This window comes from Pseudomonas sp. H1_F01, from assembly GCF_054681425.1.
This window is the reverse complement of sequence record NZ_CP162823.1, coordinates 6,591,524-6,617,104: the sequence shown is the minus strand read 5'-3', so window position 1 is coordinate 6,617,104 and position 25,581 is coordinate 6,591,524. Positions and strand designations below refer to the sequence as shown.

Annotated in this window: 11 protein-coding genes; 4 read left to right on the top strand and 7 right to left on the bottom strand. The window is 60.4% G+C overall.

Features of this window, described 5'->3' with window-relative positions; genetic code table 11:
- The 3 genes from AB4O09_RS29680 to AB4O09_RS29670 all read right to left on the bottom strand — a co-directional run bounded on the left by AB4O09_RS29680 (position 1) and on the right by AB4O09_RS29670 (position 3,083).
- On the bottom strand, positions 1-933 hold the full coding sequence (locus AB4O09_RS29680; protein ID WP_003196532.1) for a diiron oxygenase: 933 nt from the start codon (positions 931-933) through the stop codon (positions 1-3).
- Positions 930-1,706: a DUF3050 domain-containing protein gene (locus AB4O09_RS29675; RefSeq protein WP_003196534.1), complete on the bottom strand. Its 777-nt coding sequence runs from the start codon at positions 1,704-1,706 to the stop codon at positions 930-932. Before AB4O09_RS29675 ends, AB4O09_RS29680 begins: the two co-directional genes overlap by 4 nt.
- Before the next feature lie 684 nt (positions 1,707-2,390).
- Positions 2,391-3,083: a GntR family transcriptional regulator gene (locus AB4O09_RS29670; RefSeq protein WP_003196536.1), complete on the bottom strand. Its 693-nt coding sequence runs from the start codon at positions 3,081-3,083 to the stop codon at positions 2,391-2,393.
- A 269-nt stretch (positions 3,084-3,352) separates the two neighbouring features.
- Here AB4O09_RS29670 and lapG point away from each other — a divergent pair, with 269 nt between their 5' ends.
- Both lapG and lapD read left to right on the top strand, forming a co-directional pair.
- Entirely contained in the window at positions 3,353-3,976 is a 624-nt protein-coding gene (gene lapG / locus AB4O09_RS29665; protein WP_371856198.1) for a cysteine protease LapG, read from the top strand.
- Between the two features lie 14 nt (positions 3,977-3,990).
- Positions 3,991-5,937 (top strand): cyclic di-GMP receptor LapD, encoded by a 1,947-nt coding sequence (gene lapD, locus AB4O09_RS29660; protein ID WP_027912081.1) that lies wholly within the window; start codon positions 3,991-3,993, stop codon positions 5,935-5,937.
- An 874-nt stretch (positions 5,938-6,811) separates the two neighbouring features.
- Here lapD and AB4O09_RS29655 read toward each other — a convergent pair.
- Positions 6,812-8,242 (bottom strand): IS1182 family transposase, encoded by a 1,431-nt coding sequence (locus AB4O09_RS29655; protein WP_069970836.1) that lies wholly within the window; start codon positions 8,240-8,242, stop codon positions 6,812-6,814.
- A gap of 494 nt (positions 8,243-8,736) precedes the next feature.
- On the opposite strand from AB4O09_RS29655, the gene AB4O09_RS29650 reads away from it, so the two are divergent.
- Positions 8,737-9,081, top strand: a complete 345-nt coding sequence (locus AB4O09_RS29650) for a DUF6124 family protein (RefSeq protein ID WP_043043120.1) — start codon at positions 8,737-8,739, stop codon at positions 9,079-9,081.
- Positions 9,082-9,232: 151 nt separating this feature from the next.
- Here AB4O09_RS29650 and AB4O09_RS29645 read toward each other — a convergent pair whose 3' ends face one another.
- From AB4O09_RS29645 to AB4O09_RS29635, 3 genes are all read right to left on the bottom strand, one after another.
- Entirely contained in the window at positions 9,233-9,571 is a 339-nt protein-coding gene (locus AB4O09_RS29645) for a hypothetical protein (RefSeq protein WP_003196545.1), read from the bottom strand.
- 141 nt (positions 9,572-9,712) lie between these two features.
- Positions 9,713-23,851, bottom strand: a complete 14,139-nt coding sequence (locus tag AB4O09_RS29640) for a retention module-containing protein (RefSeq protein WP_460107826.1) — start codon at positions 23,849-23,851, stop codon at positions 9,713-9,715.
- A gap of 216 nt (positions 23,852-24,067) precedes the next feature.
- Entirely contained in the window at positions 24,068-24,211 is a 144-nt protein-coding gene (locus AB4O09_RS29635; protein WP_155252638.1) for a hypothetical protein, read from the bottom strand.
- Here AB4O09_RS29635 and AB4O09_RS29630 point away from each other — a divergent pair.
- Positions 24,210-25,559, top strand: a complete 1,350-nt coding sequence (locus AB4O09_RS29630) for a TolC family outer membrane protein (protein ID WP_003196552.1) — start codon at positions 24,210-24,212, stop codon at positions 25,557-25,559. The two genes, AB4O09_RS29635 and AB4O09_RS29630, sit on opposite strands and share 2 nt — an antisense overlap.
- Positions 25,560-25,581: the final 22 nt, after the last annotated feature.

Here is a 25,581-nt window from a genome sequence, read left to right as displayed (position 1 = left end):
TCATGGAGTCAGATAATCAGCGAGGGCGTCGCGTACGCAGGGGGACGCGAGCATCGAGCTGCTGCGGAAAAAGCGCGTGATGTTGCCCACCAACGGGTGAAAACGATTGATGGGGTAGGCCAGCGCACTGGCCTCTTCACGCAGCGACTGGCGTACCGATTCGTCGACGGGCAGGTGGGCGATCAGCTCGAAGTCGAACGCTTGCTGCAGGTCGCTCGCCAGGTACTGGACGATGAAACCGGGCATCAAGCGCGCAATCGCCGCGCGGTCCTCTTCGGGCGCGGTGCGCCAGTAAATCTGCACCAGTCGCGTCCAGAAACCGGAGTGCCGGCCCTCGTCGAGCAAGTGATCGGCCATCAGCCCCTTGATCGAGGCCTTGACCGAGTCGTCCCGGGCGAAGGCCGCCACTTCGTTGGTGACGGTGTTCTCTGCGATGGCGATGCAGATCAGTTCCACGGCGCTGAGCAGATGTTCCGGCGCCTGGGCCAGGGTCGCCGGTATCGCGCGGCTGAGTTCGATCTGCCCCGGCAACGGGATCGGTTCGATGCCGGTCATATCGATGGTCTGCTGCATGAAGTCCATCGCCACCAGCGCGTGATAATCCTCATCCACCACCACGGTCATCGCGTCGTAGCGGCAGGCGAACGGGAATTCGATGCCGAAGCGGTTCTTGGCGATGCGGCGGGCGGTGTGGTCCACCAGTTCGGTCTCGAAAATCACCACGTCGTTGATGAACTTGTAGAGGCTCTGCACCAGCACAAAGTCGCGCAATTGCGGACAGTGGCTGAGGAAGGTCTGGCTGTGCACCAGCGGCTGGCGGCTCATGGGGAAGATCAGTTTGTCGTCGTCTTCGACCCGGCGCCGTGGCCGGGTACGGATCGTCGCGCGGCTTTCCCAGGCGTCGGCGAAAGATTGGTATTCGACAGCGTTCATGGCGTCACCTGTGCAACCGGCTGGGCCATGCTCTGGCGCAAGCCATCCCACAAGGCCGCGCGGCTGTGGACAGCGGCGAGCGCGGCGACCAGTACTTCGGTTTCGCGCTGCGGGTCGCCATCGATCAGCCGGGCCAACAACTTTTCTGCCGCCGGGCCATGGTCTTCGGAATCGACTTCGATGTGCCGCTGCAGGTAATAACGAAAGGTCGGCGCCTGATCCAGGCCAATGCCCCAAGCGTCGAGCATGCGCTGGAACATCTGCGGGATGACACTCTCGCGACCATGCACGAAGGCCGCTGCCACGCTGTGGGCCGGGGCGTGCAGGGCGGTGTGCAAGGTCTGGCGGACAAACCGTGCCGCCGCCGGTTCGACCTCGACGCTGTCCAGCGCAGTTTCGGGGCTGACGCCTTCCTGTTGCAGGGTGATGAATTGCTCGATCGCGCGGGTATCGGCACCGATTTCCCGCATGGCGTCCAGGTACAGTTCGAAGTGGCTGCAATAGCCTGCGCCGGGGCGGTCATCCGACTCTTCTCCCAGCACGATTTCATTGATCAGGCGTGCCGCGTGCGGGTCGGCCGGCGGCAGCCAGGGCAGGTGGACGCAGGTGAGCTCGCGTTGCAGCCGCTTGGTCAGCGACATGAAGTCCCAGACGGCAAAGACATGGCTTTCCATAAAGCGGCGTAACAGATCGATTGATGTAATCTCGGAAAAAACCGGGTGTTGGCCAAGTTCGTGTTTTTTTAGAGATAGTTGTTCTTTGGTTGGCTGCATCGGAACGTCCTCATCAATGATATTTTGTCCGGAAGGTTGCTCGTTATTTAATTAAGGCGAGCGGGTGCCTGAACCGGAATCCATGAATTGCCCAAGGGGCTTAAGTATTCTCTTTTAATCGTAATTTCGGCTTTGGATGCCAGTATTTGCTTGGCTTGTCGCAAGTCGAAAGGGTCGCCAGTAACGCGACGAATAAAAAACTAATACATGAAACAAGTAAGCGGCAAGTACTTTTTTAATTATTTAAAGTTAGTGTTTTATTGGGCGCGAAGAGGGCTGTTAAAACTTTTTATATAAGTTTTATTTGGGCGAAGAAGCTCCTTCCGATTTAGGGGTATCAGAATCGAATAGTTCGAGTGAATGCCTCACTCGGAGCACTTCAGGGATCGGGGAGTTAAGAAGTTTTATGTTATGGGCAGGACGTCGGTCGGACATCCGATCATCCCGCCGGTTGGACGACGCTCCTTGCGTATTGGCTTCGATTCGTCTGGCCTCAGCCAGGCGTTGACTTCTTCAGGTCTGTTTTGAATCGACAAGCGCAAGAGTGAGCCCAAATCGATGGCAGTGCCATTGAACTGATGGGACGACGAGTCGCGGCCACGGCCAAGCCGCGCCGCGCAGGCGACAAGTGAGTCGGAAGGATATGTAAGAAGTTTTTACGCCGGCTGGACCGTCGAGGTGGGATCAAAGATTCGACGACTGTTCCAGGTACCGGCGCATGGTGACCGAGGCTTTTTCCAGGTGTCGCTCCAGCAATACGACGGCGTTATCGATGTCCTTGGCACGCGCGGCGTCGAGCAGCGCGCGATGATCGTCCTGGCTCAACTTGCCCAGCCCCATGGATGACAGATGAAAACGCAGGAAGCGCTCTTCTTCATTGAGCTCGCGCTCGATCAGGTCCAGCAGCTTGCTGTTGGGTGCCTTGTGATAAAGCGACATGTGGAACAGCCGGTTGAGCTTGCCGATCTGGGCGTGATCGGTTTCCGTTTCCAGCTGTTCGATGTACTGGGCGGCCAGTGCCAGGTCGTTGTCATCTAGCAGTGGAATGGACAGGCGCAAGGCGAACGATTCCAGGACCGAGCGCAGGGCGTAGGTTTCTACCGCATTGTTGGTGATCAACGGCGCCACCACGGCGCCCTTGTGCTGAACCACATTGAGCAGTGACTGCGCTTCGAGCTGGCGCAATGCCTCGCGCACCGGCATGCGGCTCACGCCGAACAGGTCGGCCAGTTCCTGCTGGCGCAGGGCGGTGCCGCAAGGCAGGCGTCCATCGAGGATAGCCTCGCGCAGAGACTCTTCGATGATCGAGCGAGCCTGGTCAGCCGGGATGGGGCCGTTGACCTGGATAGTGCTGAGTGGTTTGGGCTTTTGTGTCACGACAACACCTGACTGATAGTAACGACAATTGGATCCAAGCCAACGTTAGTTACAGATTGCCAAGCCGTCAAAATCTCGCGGCCCCAGTTCCTGAACTAAAGTTTAGTCTGCTTGCGGTGATTGCAACCTGCCATTGTTTTTTACCCGGCCAGGCTTCACCATCCAACGAATTTCCAACGGCCCTTTTCGGACGTATTCCCTTGGCTGCACCTTTCCCTGTTCTCAGGTCCTTGCGCTGGCTGTGTTCGGCATTGTTGCTGGCCGGCCTGATGCTGGGTGGCTTGCAGGCTGACTGGGACTTTGCGCAGATCAGCCGACGGGCGCAAGCGTTATATGGTCCCTTGGGCGAAGGTCAGCAACGGATCGACGCATGGCAGCAACTGTTGGCGACCCAGAAACAGATCCCGGAACTGGAACAGCTCAAGGTGGTGAACCTGTTTTTCAACAAACAGGTGCGCTACGTGGAAGACATCGACCTGTGGCGCGAGGTCGACTACTGGGAGACCCCGATCCAGGCCCTGTGGAAGGGCGCCGGCGATTGTGAAGACTACGCCATCGCCAAGTATTTCAGCCTGCGCCATCTCGGGGTGTCCAGTGACAAGCTGCGCATCACTTACGTCAAGGCCTTGCGGCAGAACCGTGCGCACATGGTGCTCACCTATTACGCCACGCCCGAGGCGATGCCGCTGGTACTCGACAGCCTGATCGACGGCATCCTGCCGGCCAGCCAGCGAACCGACTTGCTCCCGGTCTACTCTTTCAATGCCGAAGGGCTGTGGCTGCCGGGCGCCAAGGGCAACAAGAAAGTGGGTGACACCAAGCGCCTGTCCCGGTGGCAGGATGTGTTGAAGAAAATGCAGGCCGAAGGTTTTCCGGTCGAGACGACTAACTAGGAGCGCGCGCTCAGATGTCCTTGTTCAAACAGCTGTTGATCGCTATCTGTCTGTTCCTGGTGGTTGCCTTCAGCGGCAGCTTCATGGTCAGCCTGGAGAGTTCGCGGGCCCAGTACGTCAATCAGTTGCGCTCCCACGCCCAGGACGCGGCCACGGCGCTGGCGTTGTCGCTGACGCCGAACATCGACGACCCGGCGATGGTGGAGCTGATGGTCAGCTCGATCTTCGACAGCGGCTACTACGCCAGCATCCGCGTGGTCGACGTGGCCACCGACAAGACCCTCGTCGAGCGCACCGGCACGCCGGACGCCGGCAGCGTGCCGCAATGGTTCGTCAAGCTGATCGGCCTGGAACCGGCCGGAGGCGATGCCATCGTCAGCCGCGGCTGGGAACAGGCGGCCCGGGTTGAAGTGGTCAGCCACCCGATGTTCGCCCTCGCCAAGCTGTGGCAGAGCGCGTTGGGCAGCCTGGGTTGGCTTTTGCTGTGCGGTGCCGTGAGCGCGGTGCTGGGGGCCTTGCTGCTGCGTCGTCAGCTCAAGCCGCTGGACTACATGGTGCACCAGTCCCATGCCATCGCCCGTCGCGAGTTCCTGAGCCTGCCAGAGCTGCCGCGCACGCCTGAACTGCGCCGCGTGGTGCAGGCGATGAACCAGATGGTCGAGAAGCTCAAGGCGCTGTTCCAGGAGCAGGCCGAGCGCAGCGAGAAACTGCGGGTCGAATCCTACCAGGACAACCTCACGGGCCTGGCCAACCGGCGCTACTTCGAAATGCAGCTCAATGCCCGGGTGAGCAACCCGGAGCAGGCCAGCTCCGGTTATCTGCTGTTGCTGCGGGTCAAGGACTTGGCCGGTTTGAACCAGCGGCTGGGCGGGCAGCGCACCGACCAGTTGCTCCAGGCCGTGGGTGAGCAATTGCTGCGTGAGTGCGAGCGGTATCCGGAAACCCACAATCTGGTCACGCGTATTCGCGGTGGGGAGTTTGCGGTGCTGGCACCTGGGCTGGTGCGCGAGGAAGCGCTGCAACTGGCGCAGAACCTTGAGGCTGCGTTGGCGAGCCTGCATGCGACCGGCGCGACGGATGTGGCGTCGGTGGCCTCCATCGGGCTGGCGCCGTTCGTCCATGGCGACTCGCCGCAAGCGGTGCTCCAGCTCGGCGACCAGGCCCTGGCCCAGGCCGAAAGCCAGGGCGAACCGGGTTGGGCCTGCCTGGATCACAGCGCGGTGGCCAGTGTCGGTGACGATCACCATGCCTGGCACACGTTGCTCGACCAGGCGTTGAATCATCAGCGTTTCGAACTGTACTTCCAGCCGGTGGTGGCCGCCCAGGACACCCAGGTGGTGCTGCATTACAAAGTGCTGTCGCGGCTGCTCGACGAGCATGGCCAGACCATCCCCGCCGGGCGGTTCCTGCCCTGGTTGGAGCGCTTCGGCTGGACTGCGCGCCTGGACCGTTTGATGCTTGAACAGGTGCTCAGGCAAATGGCCGGGCATGAACAGTCTCTGGCGTTGAACCTGTCTTCGGCGACCTTGGCCGATCCGCAGGCGCTGAACAAGATCTTTGAGATCCTGCGGGCGCATTCCAACCTTGGGTCGCGCCTGACCCTGGAGATTGGTGAAGAGCAATTGCCGGAGCAAGCGGTGCTGGAGCAGTTGACCCGGCGTCTGCGTGAGTTGGGCTTCTCCTTGAGCCTGCAGCGTTTTGGTGGGCGGTTCAGCATGATCGGTAACTTGTCGCGTTTGGGGTTGGCTTACTTGAAGATCGATGGCAGTTATATCCGCGCGATTGATCAGGAAAGTGACAAGCGACTGTTCATCGAGGCGATCCAGCGGGCTGCTCACAGTATTGACCTGCCGTTGATTGCTGAGCGGGTTGAGACGGAGGGGGAGTTGGCGGTGATTCGTGAGATGGGGTTGTTTGGGGTTCAGGGGCAATTGGTGGGTGAGCCTAAGCGTTGGGGGTGAGGCGGTCTTTTATCCTTCTGACTGAGTACATATCCGTTTCTGCGGTAACGGCTGCTTAGGGTTCCGCCCTTACGGCGGCTCACTTTTTTTCAAGCGCCAAAAAAAGTAAGCAAAAAAGGCTTGCCCCACCACTCGGTGCCTCGCTTAGGCTCGGCATGCCCGAACGCAGGCATTGCTCCGTGGGCCCGCCGCGAGGCGGCCTGGTAGCCGACCTGGCTCTCCCGGTCGTACACCCGTCAGATCTGTTTGAGCAGGACCTGTGGGAGCAAAGCTTGCTCGCGAGGCGGCCTGACAGCCGACCTGGCTCTCCCGGTCGTACACCCGTCAGATCTGTTTGAGCAGGACTTGTGGGAGCAAAGCTTGCTCGCGAAGCGACGGCACATTCAGCATTGATGCAAGCAGACCCACCGCCATCGCGAGCAAGCTTTGCTCCCACAGGGACCGGCGGTGGACACTGATCTTATAAACGACCAAAAACCTATGTGCGAGCTTGCTCGCGATAGCGGTGGTTCAGTCACATGGATGCTGGGTTTGCCGGCCTCTTCGCGAGCAAGCCCGCTCCCACAGGGGAAACGCAGTCCCTCCAAGAACCAGGTCGGCTTCCAGGCCGCCTCGTGGTGGACGTTGATCTCGGGCGCCCCATTAACCACGCTGGCCGAACGCAGGCATTGCGCAGTGGGCACCTCGGCATGGATGCCGAGGTAGCCGCGCTGGGCCCAGAGTGTGTAAAAACCGATAAAAACATCGTCGGCACGTAGTGCCGACAGGTGTTGGCCAACTGATTAAAACCTGAAGGGTTCCTGTAGCTCCAAGCGGCCCCTACGAACGCTAGCAAGGCTTCATAGCTTGATTAACGGGGCAAAACGGCAGGCTTTCAGGCCGCCAGCGCCTTCATCAGACCCTGCGCACCAAGGATTTTCATCACTCTTTTCCAATTGTAAGCGAGCACATTCAAGCTCATTTCAGTGCTGACCCCAGCCAGCCGCCGTGTCAGAAAATGCGTCGCTCCCATCCATTGCTTCAGCGTCCCGAAGGGGTGCTCGACCGTTCGCTTGCGGATGTTCATCATCTGCGGCTCATTGTTCATCCGGGCCTGCATTTCCTCCAGTAACGCCTCATGTTCCCAGCGCCGAATTTTTCGCTCTCTGGCCGGTGTGCATTGCGCCTTTATCGAACAGGCTCGGCAGTTGGAGTGCCAGTAAACGTCCAGCTTCTTGCCCTTGTCGACGTAAGAGTTGCGCCAGATCAGCACTTGCTTGGCGGGGCAGACGTACACATCTTTGTCTGCCTCGTATACAAACTCGTCATTGCCGAAACGACCATCAAATTTGGCCCGCGAGCTCAGCGTTTTCGGCACATAAGCTGTGATCCCTGCCTCGTGACAGGCCAGGATTTCTCCACTTTTGTAATACCCTCGGTCCGCCACCACCGACAACGATTCGATTTGCATCGCCTCACGGGCTTGCTGGGCCATCGAGCTAAGCTGATCACGGTCGTGACCGACATTGGTCACCTCGTGCGCAACGATCAAATGGTGTTTGGTATCGACTGCTGTCTGCACGTTGTAGCCCACGATGCCATGACCGCTCGTCATCATCATCGAGCGCGCGTCCGGGTCGGTTAGCGAGATCTGTTTGTCCGGCGATGCTTCAAGCTGTATTTCAATCGCTTGGAGTGCCTTCATCTGCTCCTTCAATTTGGCGATTTTCTCTTCCAGGCCGCCTTTGGGCCCTGAAGACTTGGGCTCTTCCCGATCAGCCTCATCCAGGGCTTTCAGATAACGGGCAATGCTTGACTCGATGTCTTCCATCCGGCGCTTCAGCTTGGCGCTGGTAAAATTGCGGTCGCGGTTGTTCACCGCCTTGAATTTACTGCCATCGATGGCAACGAAATGCTCCGAGAACAGCCCCAATTGTTGACACAACACGACGAACTGCCGACAGACTCCTCGAATGGCCTTTCCGTTGTCTTTGCGGAAATTGGCGATGGTCTTGAAATCCGGCATCAGGCGACCGGTCAGCCACATCAGCTCGACGTTGCGCTGCGCCTCGCGCTCAAGGCGCCGGCTTGACTGGATACGGTTGAGATAGCCGTAGATGTAGATCTTCAGCATGACTGCAGGGTGGTAAGCCGGTCGGCCCGTTTTAGCGGGGACAGCGCTGTCAAAACCCAAGCTGATCAGGTCGAGCTCATCCACGAAGACATCGACAACGCGCACCGGATTGGTGTCGCTGACGTAGTCGTCCAAGCTCTCGGGGAGCAAGGTAGTTTGATCTCGGTGTTCACCTTGGATGAAGCGTTTCATGGGCAGCCCTTGCGATGAAGTCCTGGGGAATCATAGCAAGGGTTGGCTTCGGGGTTTTTACACACTCTGGGCCATGGATGGCCCTTCGCGGCGGCCCACGGAGCAATGCCGGAGTGAGGGCACACCGAGCCTAAGCGAGGTGCCAAGTGGTAGGGCAGAAGCGCTTTGGTTACTTTCGACTGGGCCGGCTTCCGGGCTTCTCAAAAGTGAGCCGCCGTCAGGGCGGAACCCTAAGTGGCCGTTACCGCAGAAACGGATATACACCCCCCTCTAAAAGTAAGGTCCTAGGAGATTTCCTTCGAGTTGTAGCGAACGTGGTGAACTTGTCCGGCGTCTGCCTCGTGGCTAGTCTGGGTTTGTCACTGAAAAAACGGTGACACGGACGTGCAAGTCCGAAATATCTGTTTAGGGCGAAACGGCCCATGCCATTCAGCGATCTCATTTGGACTCGCTGTGTAGCAAAGGCTCCTTACTAGTCGTTTAGGAGTTCTCCAATGACAACAGCGGAAACGAAAAACACCTCACGCAGCTCCACCACACTCGACGAAGCCGCCGAACGCGTCCTCGACTACTACCTCAATCCCAAACCCACCGATGAAGCCTCGGGAAAAAACCAAACTGCCCAGCTCTTCATGGTCTCCCCGGACATCGACACCGAAACCCTCCTGGCCAATGCCTCCGAAGACCTGCTGTCCATCAGCGCCATCGCCGCCGACCTGGCTGACGACGTCGACGTCTCGCGCCGCAGCGTGATCCTGGCGATCAGTCGAATGGCCGATGGGGTGCATCTGTTGGTGGAGGGGGCGATGGATCGGCTTGAAGTGCAAGCGTCGAATTGACAGACCTGCGGTGAATTGACGATTGTCATCGCGAGCAAGCTCGCTCCCACAAGGGATCTGTTGGCGAATGGAAAATAGCGCCCTGACACAGATCCACTGTGGGAGCGAGCTTGCTCGCGATGAGGGCAGCCCGACACCGATGAAACCAGGGCTAGATCAACCCCTTCTCATCATCATCGATCAACCGGCTCAACCCGCCCAAGGCTTCCCGGGCCTGGGTGCGGTCCATCAGCTTGGCCTGGGCCGCCGGTGGCAGGTCGGTGACGCGGATCACGCCTTTGCTGGTCAGCACCTGGATCAAGTCATCGAGTACCCGGATCATCTCCAGGTCGCTTTGCTTGAGCTGCTTGAGGCTGTTTTCCACCGCCTGGTTGGCGAACCAGTCCTGGATCTCGTGGTTGTCGGCCGGCAAGGTTTCGGTGGCCTCGGCGTAAGCGGTGGCTTCTACGCGCACCAGCAGGCCTTGTGCATCGCGTTGCACATAAAACATCGGGCATCCCTCATGTATGAAGCGGCATCATGCTGGGCAGCATAGGCCAACTGTGGGGGAGTATGGAGGGTGGAGACGAAATCGTCATCCTGGGAGCAGCCATGCACGACCGCCCTGTGAAGGGCGGTCGTGAGGGCCCGGTCAGCTGTTGTTGTGATCGACCTTGATGGTCGGGTCGCTGCCGGCGATCAACGAGTTCAGGTTCACGTTCGACCAGTTGTTGCCTTCGAGCTTGATCGTCACGTCCGGGGTCGCGGCGCCGCCGTTGGCCCCATTGAACTGACCGGAGGTGCTGACCTGCAGCGACGATACGCCATCGACCGTGCTGATTTTCAGGAAGTGGTCGATGGTGCTGCCGCTTTCGCCCTGCAACAGATCCCGCAGGTCGATCCGGTCTCCTTCGCTGGCCTTGAAGTCCTTGATCACGTCGGTGCCGGTGTCGCCGGCCTTCCAGACAAAGGTATCGCCGCCCAGGCCGCCGATCAGGGTGTCATTGCCCTGGCCGCCGATCAGTGTGTCGTTACCCGTGCCACCGAGCAGAATGTCATTGCCCTTGCCACCGTCGAGCGTGTCGTTGCCGCCCTGGCCGAAAATGATGTCGTTGCCGGCGCCGCCCAGCAGGGTGTCATTGCCATCGTGGGCACCGGACACATCGAACGCGGTGTAGTGTTCGGTGATGTACTGGTGCACGTTGCTGGTGGTGACCTTGCTGACGTCCACGCCGTTCTGCTGGGCGACGAAAGCCTGGATGGCCTGGTAGCCCTCGCCGGCAACGCCGTTGAAGCTCACCAGGTCGCCGAACAGGATGTCGTTGCCGTTGCCGCCGTTGACCGTATCGGAGCCCGGCAAGGTCGCTTCGGTGTGGCCGATGATCGAGTTGGCCAGGTTGTTCGGGTCGATGTTGGTCTGCGGCGTCGAGTCCGAGTCGTAGGGCTTGAGGTCGTTCAGAGTCACGTCGTTGTTCAGGCCGATGGCCTCGACGGTGCTCAGGCCCTTGAGCAGCGTGAAGCTGTCGGTCGAGCCCGCTGCCGAATCGACATAGTTCCAGTAATCGCCATAACCGGTGCCGCCCTGGTTCGACAATTCAAAGGTGCCATTGCCCTCGGCATGCACGGTGCCGACATAACTGTCGTTCCAATTCTTTCCGCTTTTGGTCGACAGGTACATCTGGCCGTTTTCGTAGATGGTGTACTTGTGCGTGCTGTCGATCGTCTGGGTGTAGTACTTGCCGACGGTGTAGTTGGCTGCGCTCAGCACATCATCGAGCTTGACGTTGCCGTACAAGGTCGGGTTGGTCTGTTCGCCGGTCTGGTAGAAGGTCGGTTTGCCGTCGGTAATGAAATACGTCAGGTTTTTCGCGCCGGTATTGTTCAAGGCCTGGGTGCTGTTGAAGAAGTTCGCCGTGGTCTTGAACACGTCTTCGTAGTTGGTGCCGCCACCGGACACCATCGAGTCGAGCACGCCTTTGAGCAGGGTCAAGGCGTTCGGGTCGTTGAGGTTGACCGCGACGGTCTTGTTCACCTGGTTATCAAAGTCCGCCAGAAAGATATTCACCGTCCCGGCGTTACTGCCCATGCTTTGCTTGAGGGTGTTGAACACCGAGGTCAGCGAGGCCTTGGCCGCTGCGATGGACGAGTCGCTCATGCTGCCAGAGCTGTCGACCATGAAGGCGATGTTGTAGTTGACGCCCGGCACTACGGTCAGCCCGCCAATGTCGGCGACGACGATGTCGTTGCCGTCGGTGCCGGTGACGTTGTCACTGCCCGACGTGGCGGTGATGGCGTTGTAGGTCGCCGGGTACACGGTGACTGGGATTTGCGCCGTGGTGGTCGCCGATCCTCCGAGGGCTTCGGTGGAGGTGGAGGTCACGGTCAGATTGAGCTGGCCGTTGTAATAGGTCGGTGGGGTCAGGGTCAGGCTGCCCAGGTTCCAGCCACTGACCGATGCTTCGCCGTTGCTGCCCACGGTCGCGAAGTGGCCCGCGCCGTCGCTCAGCACACTCCCTTCCGGCATGCCGCCAATCTTCACGCTCAGGCTTTCGGAGCCGTCGGTGTCGGTCAGGGCGGTGGTGATTTTCGACAGGTGCACGCTGGTGCCTTCGGCGCCTTCGTTGAGCTTGAAGCCGTCGTAGTAGCCTTCGCCGTTGGTGCCGTGCAGGTCGGAGACGGTCACGCCAGAATTCGCCAGGTCGGTCACGCCGGTATAGAGCGGCACGCCGGCACTGCTCAGGTCGACCGGTGTGCTGCCGTTGACCGACAGGTTCACGTCATAGCTGCCCGGGCCGGTCTGGTTGTGGTGGTAGATGTCCAGGGTGTAGTAGCCGCTGGTGGTCGGCGTGAACGAACCGTTCAACTGGCCGCCCGCCCCCCAAGTGGTGGCCGCGGCGGTTTTGCCGCCGATGGTCACCAGCAGGCTGTCGTCGCCGGTACCGCTGAAGGTGTAGGTCTTGCCGGCTTCGAGGAAGATCAGGCCCGAGGTTTTCGACGCGGTGCCCGGGTTGACGTTGCTGTCGGACTGCACGTTGGTCACGGTGCTGCTGCTGTTCGGCGTGCCGGCGGCATCGATCACCGACTTGAGCGTGCCGGACGGCGCGCCGCTGCCATCGGTGCCCAGGCCCGACAGGCCGGTCCAGACTTCCTTGATCAAACCGGTGGAGGTCACGTTGTTGCCGGCCACGTTGAGAGTCGGTGCGTCGGCGACTGGGGTGATGTCGATCTTCACGGTGCTGGTATTGCCCAGCGCCTGGCCGTCGGTTGGCTGGAACTTGACCTGTGCGTAGTCGGCCTGGTTGTTGCCCGTGCTGCTGCCAACATAACCATTGGCGCCGGATTCGTTGGCGTCCGGAGTGAAGCGCAGCTTGCCGGCGTCGATGTCAGCCTTGGTGAAGGTCTGGTTGTTGGCCACGTCTTTCCAGGTTGCACCGTCCAGATACTGCAACTTGCCATCGGCCGGCAGCTCGGTGATTTTCACACCCAGGCTGGTGGCGGAACTGTCCACGTCGCTGATGCCGAACGTCGACCAGCCGAGGACCAGTGAAGTGTCTTCGGTACCGGTCACCGCGCCGCCAGTGGCCACTGGCGCGTCGTTGACCCCGACCACGTTCACGGTGGTGGTGGCAGTGTTGGAGTAGCTCGTGCCGTCAGTCACTGTCACGGTGATGATGCGCGGTACGGTGCTCGGATCTTCGCTGTTGTTGATGAAGCTGATGTTCTTGATCTGCTGCATGTAGTCGGCCAGCGTCGCATTGCCCGTCAGCGTCAGGACGACCTTGCCGTCGGTGCTGTTGGCGTTGATGCTGATGCCGTTGACGCTGTTGCCCAGGTTCAGCGCATCGCCAGGCTGACGGTTGGTCAGCACGATGGTCGCGCCGGTCAGCATGGTGCTGTCCGGGTCAGTGATGCTCAGGTCGGTGTCGGCGATGGACATGCCCGGACCGGTGGTGCCTTCGGTGAAGGTCACCTGGTAATCGGCGCCGGTCTTGCCGCTGGAGTTGTTGGCGTCCAGGTCGAGTGCCGGTGGCGCATCGTTGTCGATGATCGAGGTACTGACGCTGCCATTGGTGCCGCTGACCGCCAGGTGCTCGAAGTTGCCACCGGTGGCCGAGTCGATCTTGACCACGAAGTTCTCGGTGCCTTCGGTGATCTTGTCGTCCAGCGTCGCCACGTTGAAGGTGGCGCTGGTAGCGTTGGCCGGGATCTTCACGGTGTAGACACCGGTGAAGTCCGTGCCATCGGCGGCGGTGCCGCTGTAGACGATCTTGAGCGTCACCTCTGTTTGCGCCGGGTTCGTCAGGCTGACGGTATAGGTGGCCGCCTGGCCTTCGGTGACCGACGTGCTGCCGGTGATGCTGACGGTGGTGTTGTCGATGGTGTCGGTGACATCGGTCGCCGCAGGCGTGGTGCTCGGAACCAGGTTCTCGAAGTTACCACCAGTGGCTTTATCGATGCTGACTTCAACTTTGCCAGCGTCTTTGTAGACGTCGTCTTTTGGCGCATCGACAGTGACGGTGCCAGTGGTGGCGCCCGCAGCGATGTTGATCACAGCGCCGTTGCTCAAGGTGACGGTCACTGGCGAGCCAGCGGCGTTGGTCAGGGTGGCGGTGTAAACGATGGAGCCGCCTTCGGCGACGCTATCGGTTGCACTCAAGGTCAGGCCAGTGGTGTCCTGAGTGTCTGTGACGGTGGTGTCGGCAGGCTTGCCGTCGATGTCCAGTTTTTCGTAGTTGCCGCCCTTGGCGTCGTCGATTTTGACGCTCAGGCTGTCGCCGCCCGCGAGGGCGTCGTTTGGCGTAACGAAGTTCACCGAAGCGGAGCTGGCACCGACTGGGATGGTGATGGTCTGGCCGTTGCTCAACGTCACGACGAGCGGGGCATCAGTGACCGGTGCGTTGACCGAGGCGGTGTACACCACGGTGCCGCCTTCCGCGACGGTGGACGTTGCGGTCAGGCTCACGGTCGAGGTGTCGATGGTATCGGTAACGTCAGTCACCGCAGGCGTGGTGCTCGGAACCAGGTTCTCGAAGTTACCACCAGTGGCTTTATCGATGCTGACTTCAACTTTGCCAGCGTCTTTGTAGACGTCGTCTTTTGGCGCATCGACAGTGACGGTGCCAGTGGTGGCGCCCGCAGCGATGTTGATTACAGCGCCGTTGCTCAAGGTGACGGTCACTGGCGAGCCAGCGGCGTTGGTCAGGGTGGCGGTGTAAACGATGGAGCCGCCTTCGGCGACGCTATCGGTTGCACTCAAGGTCAGGCCAGTGGTGTCCTGAGTGTCTGTGACGGTGGTGTCGGCAGGCTTGCCGTCGATGTCCAGTTTTTCGTAGTTGCCGCCCTTGGCGTCGTCGATTTTGACGCTCAGGCTGTCGCCGCCCGCGAGGGCGTCGTTTGGCGTAACGAAGTTCACCGAAGCGGAGCTGGCACCGACTGGGATGGTGATGGTCTGGCCGTTGCTCAACGTCACGACGAGCGGGGCATCAGTGACCGGTGCGTTGACCGAGGCGGTGTACACCACGGTGCCGCCTTCCGCGACGGTGGACGTTGCGGTCAGGCTCACGGTCGAGGTGTCGATGGTATCGGTAACGTCAGTCACCGCAGGCGTGGTGCTCGGAACCAGGTTCTCGAAGTTACCACCAGTGGCTTTATCGATGCTGACTTCAACTTTGCCAGCGTCTTTGTAGACGTCGTCTTTTGGCGCATCGACAGTGACGGTGCCAGTGGTGGCGCCCGCAGCGATGTTGATTACAGCGCCGTTGCTCAAGGTGACGGTCACTGGCGAGCCAGCGGCGTTGGTCAATGTTGCGGTGTAAACGATGGAACCGCCTTCGGTGACAGTGTCAGTTGCCGAGAGCGTCAGGCCAGTGGTGTCCTGGGTGTCTGTGACGATGGTGTCGGCAGGCTTGCCGTCGATGTCCAGTTTTTCGTAATTACCGCCCTTGGCGTCATCAATCTTCACGCTCAGGTTATCGCCGCCTGCGAGGGCGTCGTTCGGCGTAACGAAGTTCACCGAAGCGGAGCTGGCGCCGACCGGGATGGTGATGGTCTGGCCGTTGCTCAACGTCACGACGAGCGGAGCATCAGTGACCGGTGCATTGACCGAGGCGGTGTACACCACGGTGCCGCCTTCCGCGACGGTGGACGTTGCGGTCAGGCTGACAGTCGAGGTGTCGATGGTATCGGTAACGTCAGTCACCGCAGGCGTGGTGCTCGGAACCAGGTTCTCGAAGTTACCGCCAGTGGCTTTATCGATGCTGACTTCAACTTTGCCAGCGTCTTTGTAGACGTCGTCTTTTGGCGCATCGACAGTGACGGTGCCAGTGGTGGCGCCTGCGGCGATGTTGATGACGACGCCGTTGCTCAAAGTCACAGTGACAGGCGAGCCAGCGGCGTTGGTTAGGGTGGCGGTGTAAACGATCGAGCCGCCTTCAGCAACGCTATCGGTTGCACTCAAGGTCAGGCCGGTAGTGTCCTGTACATCGGTAACGGTGGTGTCGGCAGGCTTGCCGTCGATGGCAAGGTTCTCGTAATTGCCACCCTTGGCGTCGTCGATTTTGACGCTCAGGTTATCGCCGCCCGCGAGGGCGTCGTTTGGTGTAACGAAGTTCACGGTGCCGCTGCTGGCGCCAACCGGAATGGTGATGGTCTGGCCGTTCGACAGGGTGATAACCAACGGAGCGTCGGTCACGGGTGCGTTAACCGAGGCGGTGTAAACGACAGTCCCACCTTCGGCCACAGTCGAAGTCGCAGTGAGCGAAACGGTGCTGGTGTCGATGGTGTCAGTGACATCGGTCACTGCTGGCGTGGTACTCGGAACCAGGTTCTCGAAGTTACCGCCAGTAGCCTTGTCGATGCTGACTTCAACTTTACCAGCGTCTTTGTAGACGTCGTCTTTTGGTGCATCGACAGTGACGGTGCCGGTGGTGGCGCCCGCAGCGATGTTGATCACGGCGCCGTTGCTCAGGGTCACAGTGACAGGTGAGCCAGCGGCGTTGGTCAATGTTGCGGTGTAAACGATGGAGCCGCCTTCGGCGACGCTATCGGTTGCACTCAAGGTCAGGCCAGTGGTGTCCTGAGTGTCTGTGACGGTGGTTTCGGCAGGCTTGCCGTCGATGTCCAGTTTTTCGTAGTTGCCGCCCTTGGCGTCGTCGATTTTGACGCTCAGGCTGTCGCCGCCCGCGAGGGCGTCGTTTGGCGTAACGAAGTTCACCGAAGCGGAGCTGGCACCGACTGGGATGGTGATGGTCTGGCCGTTGCTCAACGTCACGACGAGCGGGGCATCAGTGACCGGTGCATTGACCGAGGCGGTGTACACCACGGTGCCGCCTTCCGCGACGGTGGACGTTGCGGTCAGGCTGACAGTCGAGGTGTCGATGGTATCGGTAACGTCAGTCACCGCAGGCGTGGTGCTCGGAACCAGGTTCTCGAAGTTACCACCAGTGGCTTTATCGATGCTGACTTCAACTTTACCAGCGTCTTTGTAGACGTCGTCTTTTGGTGCGTCGACGGTCACGGTGCCAGTGGTGGCGCCCGCAGCGATGTTGATCACCGCGCCGTTGCTCAAGGTGACGGTCACTGGCGAGCCAGCGGCGTTGGTCAATGTTGCGGTGTAAACGATGGAACCGCCTTCGGTGACAGTGTCAGTTGCCGAGAGCGTCAGGCCAGTGGTGTCCTGGGTGTCTGTGACGATGGTGTCGGCAGGCTTGCCGTCGATGTCCAGTTTTTCGTAATTACCGCCCTTGGCGTCATCAATCTTCACGCTCAGGTTATCGCCGCCTGCGAGGGCGTCGTTTGGTGTCACGAAGTTCACCGAAGCGGAGCTGGCACCGACCGGAATGGTGATGGTCTGGCCGTTCGACAGGGTGATAACCAACGGAGCATCGGTCACGGGTGCGTTGACCGAGGCGGTGTAAACCACGGTCCCACCTTCGGCCACCGTCGAAGTCGCTGTGAGCGAAACGGTGCTGGTGTCGATGGTGTCGGTAACGTCGGTCACCGCTGGGGTGGTGCTCGGAACCAGGTTCTCGAAGTTGCCGCCAGTGGCTTTATCGATGCTGACTTCGACTTTGCCGGCGTCTTTGTAGACGTCGTCTTTTGGTGCGTCGACGGTCACGGTGCCGGTAGTGGCGCCCGCAGCGATGTTGATCACCGCGCCGTTGCTCAGGGTCACAGTGACAGGCGAGCCGGCGGCGTTGGTCAATGTTGCGGTGTAAACGATCGAGCCGCCTTCGGCAACAGTGTCAGTTGCCGAGAGCGTCAGGCCAGTGGTGTCCTGGGTGTCTGTGACGATGGTGTCGGCAGGCTTGCCGTCGATGTCCAGTTTTTCGTAGTTGCCGCCCTTGGCGTCATCAATCTTCACGCTCAGGTTATCGCCGCCTGCGAGGGCGTCGTTTGGCGTAACGAAGTTCACGGTGCCGCTGCTGGCGCCAACCGGGATGGTGATGGTCTGGCCGTTCGACAGGGTAATAACCAACGGAGCGTCGGTCACGGGTGCGTTAACCGAGGCGGTGTAAACCACGGTGCCACCTTCCGCGACGGTGGACGTTGCGGTCAGGCTGACAGTCGAGGTGTCGATGGTATCGGTAACGTCAGTCACCGCAGGCGTGGTGCTCGGAACCAGGTTCTCGAAGTTACCACCAGTGGCTTTATCGATGCTGACTTCGACTTTGCCGGCGTCTTTGTAGACGTCGTCTTTTGGCGCATCGACAGTGACGGTGCCGGTAGTGGCGCCCGCAGCGATGTTGATCACCGCGCCATTGCTCAAGGTGACGGTCACTGGCGAGCCAGCGGCGTTGGTCAATGTTGCGGTGTAAACGATGGAACCGCCTTCGGCAACAGTGTCAGTTGCCGAGAGCGTCAGGCCAGTGGTGTCCTGAGTGTCTGTGACGGTGGTGTCGGCAGGCTTGCCGTCGATGTCCAGTTTTTCGTAGTTGCCGCCCTTGGCGTCGTCGATTTTGACGCTCAGGCTGTCGCCGCCCGCGAGGGCGTCGTTTGGCGTAACGAAGTTCACCGAAGCGGAGCTGGCACCGACTGGGATGGTGATGGTCTGGCCGTTGCTCAACGTCACGACGAGCGGGGCATCAGTGACCGGTGCATTGACCGAGGCGGTGTACACCACGGTGCCGCCTTCCGCGACGGTGGACGTTGCGGTCAGGCTGACAGTCGAGGTGTCGATGGTGTCGGTGACATCAGTCACCGCAGGCGTGGTGCTCGGAACCAGGTTCTCGAAGTTACCACCAGTGGCTTTATCGATGCTGACTTCAACTTTGCCAGCGTCTTTGTAGACGTCGTCTTTTGGCGCATCGACGGTCACGGTGCCAGTGGTGGCGCCCGCAGCGATGTTGATGACAGCGCCGTTGCTCAAGGTGACGGTCACTGGTGAGCCGGCGGCGTTGGTCAGGGTGGCGGTGTAAACGATGGAGCCGCCTTCGGCGACGCTATCGGTTGCACTCAAGGTCAGGCCAGTGGTGTCCTGAGTGTCTGTGACGGTGGTTTCGGCAGGCTTGCCGTCGATGTCCAGTTTTTCGTAGTTGCCGCCCTTGGCGTCGTCGATCTTCACGCTCAGGTTATCGCCGCCCGCGAGGGCGTCGTTTGGCGTGACGAAGTTCACGGTGCCGCTGCTGGCACCAACCGGAATGGTGATGGTCTGGCCGTTCGACAGGGTGATAACCAACGGAGCGTCGGTCACGGGTGCGTTGACCGAGGCGGTGTAAACCACGGTCCCACCTTCGGCCACCGTCGAAGTCGCTGTGAGCGAAACGGTGCTGGTGTCGATGGTGTCGGTAACGTCGGTCACCGCTGGGGTGGTGCTCGGAACCAGGTTCTCGAAGTTGCCGCCAGTGGCTTTATCGATGCTGACTTCGACTTTGCCGGCGTCTTTGTAGACGTCGTCTTTTGGTGCGTCGACGGTCACGGTGCCGGTAGTGGCGCCCGCAGCGATGTTGATCACCGCGCCGTTGCTCAGGGTCACAGTGACAGGCGAGCCGGCGGCGTTGGTCAATGTTGCGGTGTAAACGATCGAGCCGCCTTCAGCAACGCTATCGGTTGCACTCAAGGTCAGGCCGGTAGTGTCCTGCACATCGGTAACGGTGGTGTCCGCCGGGGTGGCGTCGATGTCCAGTTTTTCGTAATTGCCACCCTTGGCGTCATCAATCTTCACGCTCAGGTTATCGCCGCCCGCGAGGGCGTCGTTTGGTGTCACGAAGTTCACGGTGCCGCTGCTGGCGCCAACCGGAATGGTGATGGTCTGGCCGTTCGACAGGGTGATAACCAACGGAGCGTCGGTCACGGGTGCGTTAACCGAGGCGGTGTAAACGACAGTCCCACCTTCGGCCACCGTCGAAGTCGCTGTGAGCGAAACGGTGCTGGTGTCGATGGTATCGGTGACATCGGTCACTGCTGGCGTGGTACTCGGAACCAGGTTCTCGAAGTTACCGCCAGTAGCCTTGTCGATGCTGACTTCAACTTTGCCAGCGTCTTTGTAGACGTCGTCTTTTGGCGCATCGACAGTGACGGTGCCGGTGGTGGCGCCTGCTGCGATGTTGATGACGGCGCCGTTGCTCAAGGTGACGGTCACTGGTGAGCCGGCGGCGTTGGTCAGGGTGGCGGTGTAGACGATCGAGCCGCCTTCGGCTACTTCGGTAGACGCGGACAGACTCAGGCCAGTGGTGTCCTGAGTGTCTGTGACGGTGGTTTCGGCAGGCTTGCCGTCGATGTCCAGTTTTTCGTAGTTGCCACCCTTGGCGTCGTCGATTTTGACGCTCAGGTTATCGCCGCCTGCGAGGGCGTCGTTCGGCGTAACGAAGTTCACCGAAGCGGAGCTGGCGCCAACCGGAATGGTGATGGTCTGGCCGTTCGACAGGGTAATAACCAACGGAGCGTCGGTCACGGGTGCGTTAACCGAGGCGGTGTAAACCACGGTGCCGCCTTCGGCGACGGTGGACGTTGCGGTCAGGCTGACAGTCGAGGTGTCGATGGTATCGGTAACGTCAGTCACCGCAGGCGTGGTGCTAGGAACCAGGTTCTCGAAGTTGCCGCCAGTGGCTTTATCGATGCTGACTTCGACTTTACCAGCGTCTTTGTAGACGTCGTCTTTTGGCGCATCGACGGTCACGGTGCCAGTGGTGGCGCCTGCTGCGATGTTGATGACGGCGCCGTTGCTCAAAGTCACAGTGACAGGCGAGCCAGCGGCGTTGGTCAGGGTGGCGGTGTAAACGATGGAGCCGCCTTCAGCAACACTATCGGTTGCACTCAAGGTCAGGCCGGTAGTGTCCTGTACATCGGTAACGGTGGTATTCGCCGGAGTGGCGTCGATGTCCAGTTTTTCGTAGTTGCCGCCCTTGGCGTCGTCGATCTTCACGCTCAGGTTATCGCCGCCTGCGAGGGCGTCGTTTGGCGTAACGAAGTTCACGGTGCCGCTGCTGGCGCCAACCGGGATGGTGATGGTCTGGCCGTTCGACAGGGTAATAACCAACGGAGCGTCGGTCACGGGTGCATTGACCGAGGCGGTGTACACCACGGTGCCGCCTTCCGCGACGGTGGACGTTGCGGTCAGGCTGACAGTCGAGGTGTCGATGGTATCGGTAACGTCAGTCACCGCAGGCGTGGTGCTCGGAACCAGGTTCTCGAAGTTACCGCCAGTGGCTTTATCGATGCTGACTTCAACTTTGCCAGCGTCTTTGTAGACGTCGTCTTTTGGCGCATCGACAGTGACGGTGCCGGTAGTGGCGCCCGCAGCGATGTTGATTACAGCGCCGTTGCTCAAGGTGACGGTCACTGGTGAGCCGGCGGCGTTGGTCAGGGTGGCGGTGTAAACGATGGAACCGCCTTCAGCTACTTCGGTAGACGCGGACAGGCTCAGGTCAGTGGTGTCCACCGAATCGGTAATCGTGGTGACCGCAGGCGCGGTGCTCGGCACCAGATTTTCGAAGTTGCCACCTGTCGCACCGGTAATGGTGGTGCTGACGGTGCTGCCGTTGTTGTAGACGTCATTAGCCGGCGTCTCGACGTTGACGGTGCCAGTGGTCTGGCCGGCGGCGATGGTGATGATCGAGCCATTGCTCAGGGTCACGGTTACGGGAGTCTGGGCCGGGTTGGTCAGCGTCGCGGTGTAAACAATCGAACCGCCTTCGGTGATGGTGTCGCTGGCGGTCAGGGTCAGGCCAGTGCTGTCCACCGAATCGGTAATCGTGGTGACCGCAGGCGTCGTGCTCGGCACCAGATTTTCGAAGTTGCCGCCGGTTGCGCCGGTGATCGTAGTGCTGACCGTGCTGCCGTTGTTATAGACGTCATTAGCTGGCGTCTCGACGTTAACGGTGCCAGTGGTCTGGCCGGCGGCGATGGTGATGACCGAGCCGTTGCTCAAGGTCACCGTCACCGGGGTCTGGGCCGGGTTGGTCAGCGTCGCGGTGTAGGTAATCTGGCCGCCTTCGGTGATGGTGTTGCTGGCGGTCAGGGTCAGGCCGGTGGTGTCGGCCGAATCGGTAATCGTAGTAACCGCAGGCGTCGTGCTCGGCACCAGATTTTCGAAGTTGCCACCGGTCGCACCGGTAATGGTGGTGCTGACCGTGCTGCCGTTGTTGTAGACGTCATTAGCCGGCGTCTCGACGTTGACGGTCCCGGTAGTCTGGCCGGCGGCGATGGTGATGACCGAGCCGTTGCTCAGGGTCACGGTCACCGGAGTCTGGGCCGGGTTGGTCAGGGTGGCGGTGTAGGTAATCTGGCCGCCTTCGGTGATGGTGTTGCTGGCCGTCAGAGTCAGGCCAGTGGTATCCGCCGAATCGGTAATCGTGGTGACTGCAGGCGCCGTGCTCGGCACCAGGTTTTCGAAGTTGCCACCGGTCGCACCGGTAATGGTGGTGCTGACCGTGCTGCCGTTGTTATAGACGTCATTGGCTGGCGTCTCGACGTTGACGGTCCCGGTAGTCTGGCCAGCAGCGATGGTAATGACCGAGCCGTTGCTCAAGGTCACCGTCACCGGGGTCTGGGCCGGGTTGGTCAGGGTGGCGGTGTAAACAATCGAACCGCCTTCGGTGATGGTGTTGCTGGCGGTCAGGGTCAGGCCAGTGCTGTCCACCGAATCGGTAATTGTGGTGACCGCAGGCGTCGTGCTCGGCACCAGATTTTCGAAGTTGCCGCCGGTTGCGCCGGTGATCGTAGTGCTGACCGTGCTGCCGTTGTTATAGACGTCATTAGCTGGCGTCTCGACGTTAACGGTGCCAGTGGTCTGGCCGGCGGCGATGGTGATGACCGAGCCGTTGCTCAGGGTCACGGTCACCGGAGTCTGGGCCGGGTTGGTCAGGGTGGCGGTGTAGGTAATCTGGCCGCCTTCGGTGATGGTGTTGCTGGCCGTCAGAGTCAGGCCAGTGGTATCCGCCGAATCGGTAATCGTGGTGACTGCAGGCGCCGTGCTCGGCACCAGGTTTTCGAAGTTGCCACCTGTCGCACCGGTAATGGTGGTGCTGACGGTGCTGCCGTTGTTGTAGACGTCATTAGCCGGCGTCTCGACATTAACGGTGCCAGAGGTCTGGCCGGCGGCGATGGTGATGACCGAGCCGTTGCTCAAGGTCACCGTCACCGGGGTCTGGGCCGGGTTGGTCAGGGTAGCGGTGTAGGTAATCTGGCCGCCTTCGGTGATGGTGTTGCTGGCGGTCAGGGTCAGGCCAGTGGTGTCCACCGAATCGGTAATCGTAGTAACCGCAGGCGTCGTGCTCGGGACCAGGTTTTCGAAGTTACCGCCGGTTGCTCCGGTAATGGTGGTGCTGACCGTGCTGCCGTTGTTGTAGACGTCATTAGCCGGCGTCTCGACGTTGACGGTCCCGGTAGTCTGGCCGGCGGCGATGGTGATGACCGAGCCGTTGCTCAGGGTCACGGTCACCGGAGTCTGGGCCGGGTTGGTCAGGGTGGCGGTGTAGGTGATCTGGCCGCCTTCGGTGACGGTATTGCCCGCGCTCAGGGTGACGGTGGTGGTGTCGATGGTGTCGGTGATCTGGGTCACGGCCGGCGTGGTGGGCACGGTCACGGCAATGCCAGTGCCACCGGTGGTGCCAGTGACGGTCACGCTGATCTGGCTTGGGTCGTTGTAGACCGTGTCATTCGGCGCGAGTGGAACGTTGACGCTACCGGTCAGCTGACCCGCCGGGATCACGATGACCGCGCCGTTGGACAAGGTCACGGTCAAGGCGGTTTGCGGGGCCTGGGTCACGGTCGCGGTGTAGACCAGCACGCCGCCGGCTTCGGTCAGGGTCGGCGTGGCGCTCAGGGTCATCGTCGCATTGAGGACAGCGTTGGCGGTCGTATCCGTAGTATCGCCACCCAGGGTGTTGTTATCGGTGGCAGCCGCCGCAGCGAGACCTTCAGTTGGGAAACCGACAGTAGGGTCGACGCTACCAGCGGTGGCATCCAGCACCACAAAGCTGTGGCCGCCACCGGCGGCGCCGCCCGTACCTGCGGCAGTGGCGCCGGCGGCGGTGGCTTCCAGGGCGGTCGTCGGGTCGACACCCGCGGCGATGGCTTGTTGCAGCTCTTCTACCGACGGCGCGGCCTGGGCAGTGGCTTGTGCCAGGTCGGTGGAAGAGTCCGGGGCATTGGCGCTCCACTGGGTGTCGCGGCCCAGGTCCAGGGTGCGGCCATCGGCCAGATCCAATGTGACGGCGCCAGAAGGGCCAGTGTCCAACTGATCGCCCGTGTACAGGCGATCGCCTTCAATGAGTACGCGCCGGATGCCCTCTGGGGATACGACGAAAACCTGACCAACAATGCTTTTGACAACGGCAATAACACTGCTCATTGAAGACTCTCCGGGTGTCACGCTCAGTAGACTTCCATGGACCCGTCAGCTTGTAGGCTGCAGCGGTCTGGACGTACATGTTCACAAAGTAAGGTTATTTGACGCTTTTACATGTCAATATTTTGGCTGTGTTTTCTCGATTATTTTGTTTGTGCCAAACTATTGACCTTCTGCCGGCCATCCTAAACAATCGCCGAGGTAATGTCACATTGATATTTAAGCGGCGACCTGTTCTTTCAGTGCGTGTTCCAGCTCCTGTTTTGAACTTTCCGACATACGGTCATTCCGGTTGCCATCATCCGATGCAGCGCCACGTTTCGCTGTGATCCAAGACAAGTGTTTCAGGAAGAAATCCATCATGCGTCTGTACCTGTTCAAGGCTTTACCCTTTGCTCTCGCCGCCAGTTTCGTACAAGCACAAACCTTGCCGCAGGCCATGCAACAGGCGCTGGATGTCCATCCTGAAATCCAGGCTGGCGTGAACAGTCGCCTCGCGGCGGATTACCAACTCAAGGCGGCCAAGGGCGGCTACCTGCCTAGAGTGGACCTTGCAGCCGGATACGGCCGTGAAGGCACCGACAGCGTCACCACCCGGTCGGGCGGGACCAATCATTGGGAAACCCTGAACCGTAGCGAGTCGAGCCTGCGCCTGTCGCAAATGGTTTTTGACGGTTTTGCGACGTCCAGCGAAGTGGGGCGTCAGCAAGCCACCGTCAATGCCCGTGCCTACTCGTTGCTGGACGCGTCCGAGCGCACCGGGTTGACAGTGGCCCAGGTCTACCTGGACGTGCTGACCCGTCGCGAGTTCGTGCGCCTGGCCGAGGAAAACCTCAAGAGCCACGAGCGCATCTTCGACCAGATCAAGCTGCGTACTTCCCGCGGCGTGGGCAGCGGCGCCGACCTGGACCAGGCCGAAGCGCGCATGGCTCAGGCCCGCAACAACCTGATCACCGAACAAACCAACCTGGCCGATGCCGAGACCAACTACCTCAGCGCCGTTGGACAACTGCCCGATCAACTGGAACGTCCTGCTGATTTTCTGGCGTTGCTGCCGGCCAACCTGACCGAAGCCCGTGCCCAGATGCTGGAAAACAGCCCGGTGCTGCGTTCGGCCGAAGCCGACATCGCCGCTGCCGAGCAGCAGTACGAAGCCGCCAAGTCGAGCTTCTACCCACGCTTCGACGCCGAGCTGGGCCGCACTGCCGACAACGACCTGGACGGCCAGAACGGTCACAACAATGAATGGCAAGCCATGCTGCGCATGCGTTTCAACCTGTATGCCGGCGGCAGCAACAAGGCGGACCTGGAATCCAAGTCGTACCTGTCCAACCAGGCCCTGGACATTCGCAACAACGCGTTGCGCCAGTTGAACGAAGAGCTGGGCCTGGCCTGGAACGCCTTGAACAACGCCAATGCCCAGGTGCCGGTCGCCCAGCAATACGTGGATCGCAGCGCTAACGTGCGCACCGCCTACCAGAAGCAGTTCAGCCTCGGCGAGCGGACCCTGCTCGACTTGCTCGACAGCGAAAACGAGCTGTTCAGCGCTTCCCGTCGCCTGGCGGAAATCAAGAATGTGCAGCTGTTCACCCAGTACCGGATCAAGGCAACCATGGGCCAGCTGTTGAAAAGCCAGGGTGTGGTCGCGCCGTTGGCATCGGTTGTGCAGAACGACATGAAGCCCAAGGTCCAGTTGCCTGGGATGAATTGAGTCCTACCACCCGTTTTAATCA

Bases quoted from the DNA above. Each gene is read 5' to 3' on its own strand.
- AB4O09_RS29680 (WP_003196532.1), bottom strand. From the start codon at position 933: ATGAACGCTGTCGAATACCAATCTTTCGCCGACGCCTGGGAAAGCCGC.
- AB4O09_RS29675 (WP_003196534.1), bottom strand. From the start codon at position 1,706: ATGCAGCCAACCAAAGAACAACTATCTCTAAAAAAACACGAACTTGGC.
- lapG (WP_371856198.1), top strand. From the start codon at position 3,353: ATGCTGGGTGGCTTGCAGGCTGACTGGGACTTTGCGCAGATCAGCCGA.
- lapD (WP_027912081.1), top strand. From the start codon at position 3,991: ATGTCCTTGTTCAAACAGCTGTTGATCGCTATCTGTCTGTTCCTGGTG.
- AB4O09_RS29655 (WP_069970836.1), bottom strand. From the start codon at position 8,242: ATGAAACGCTTCATCCAAGGTGAACACCGAGATCAAACTACCTTGCTC.
- AB4O09_RS29650 (WP_043043120.1), top strand. From the start codon at position 8,737: ATGACAACAGCGGAAACGAAAAACACCTCACGCAGCTCCACCACACTC.
- AB4O09_RS29645 (WP_003196545.1), bottom strand. From the start codon at position 9,571: ATGTTTTATGTGCAACGCGATGCACAAGGCCTGCTGGTGCGCGTAGAA.
- AB4O09_RS29640 (WP_460107826.1), bottom strand. From the start codon at position 23,851: ATGAGCAGTGTTATTGCCGTTGTCAAAAGCATTGTTGGTCAGGTTTTC.
- AB4O09_RS29630 (WP_003196552.1), top strand. From the start codon at position 24,210: ATGCGTCTGTACCTGTTCAAGGCTTTACCCTTTGCTCTCGCCGCCAGT.
- AB4O09_RS29635 (WP_155252638.1), bottom strand. From the start codon at position 24,211: ATGATGGATTTCTTCCTGAAACACTTGTCTTGGATCACAGCGAAACGT.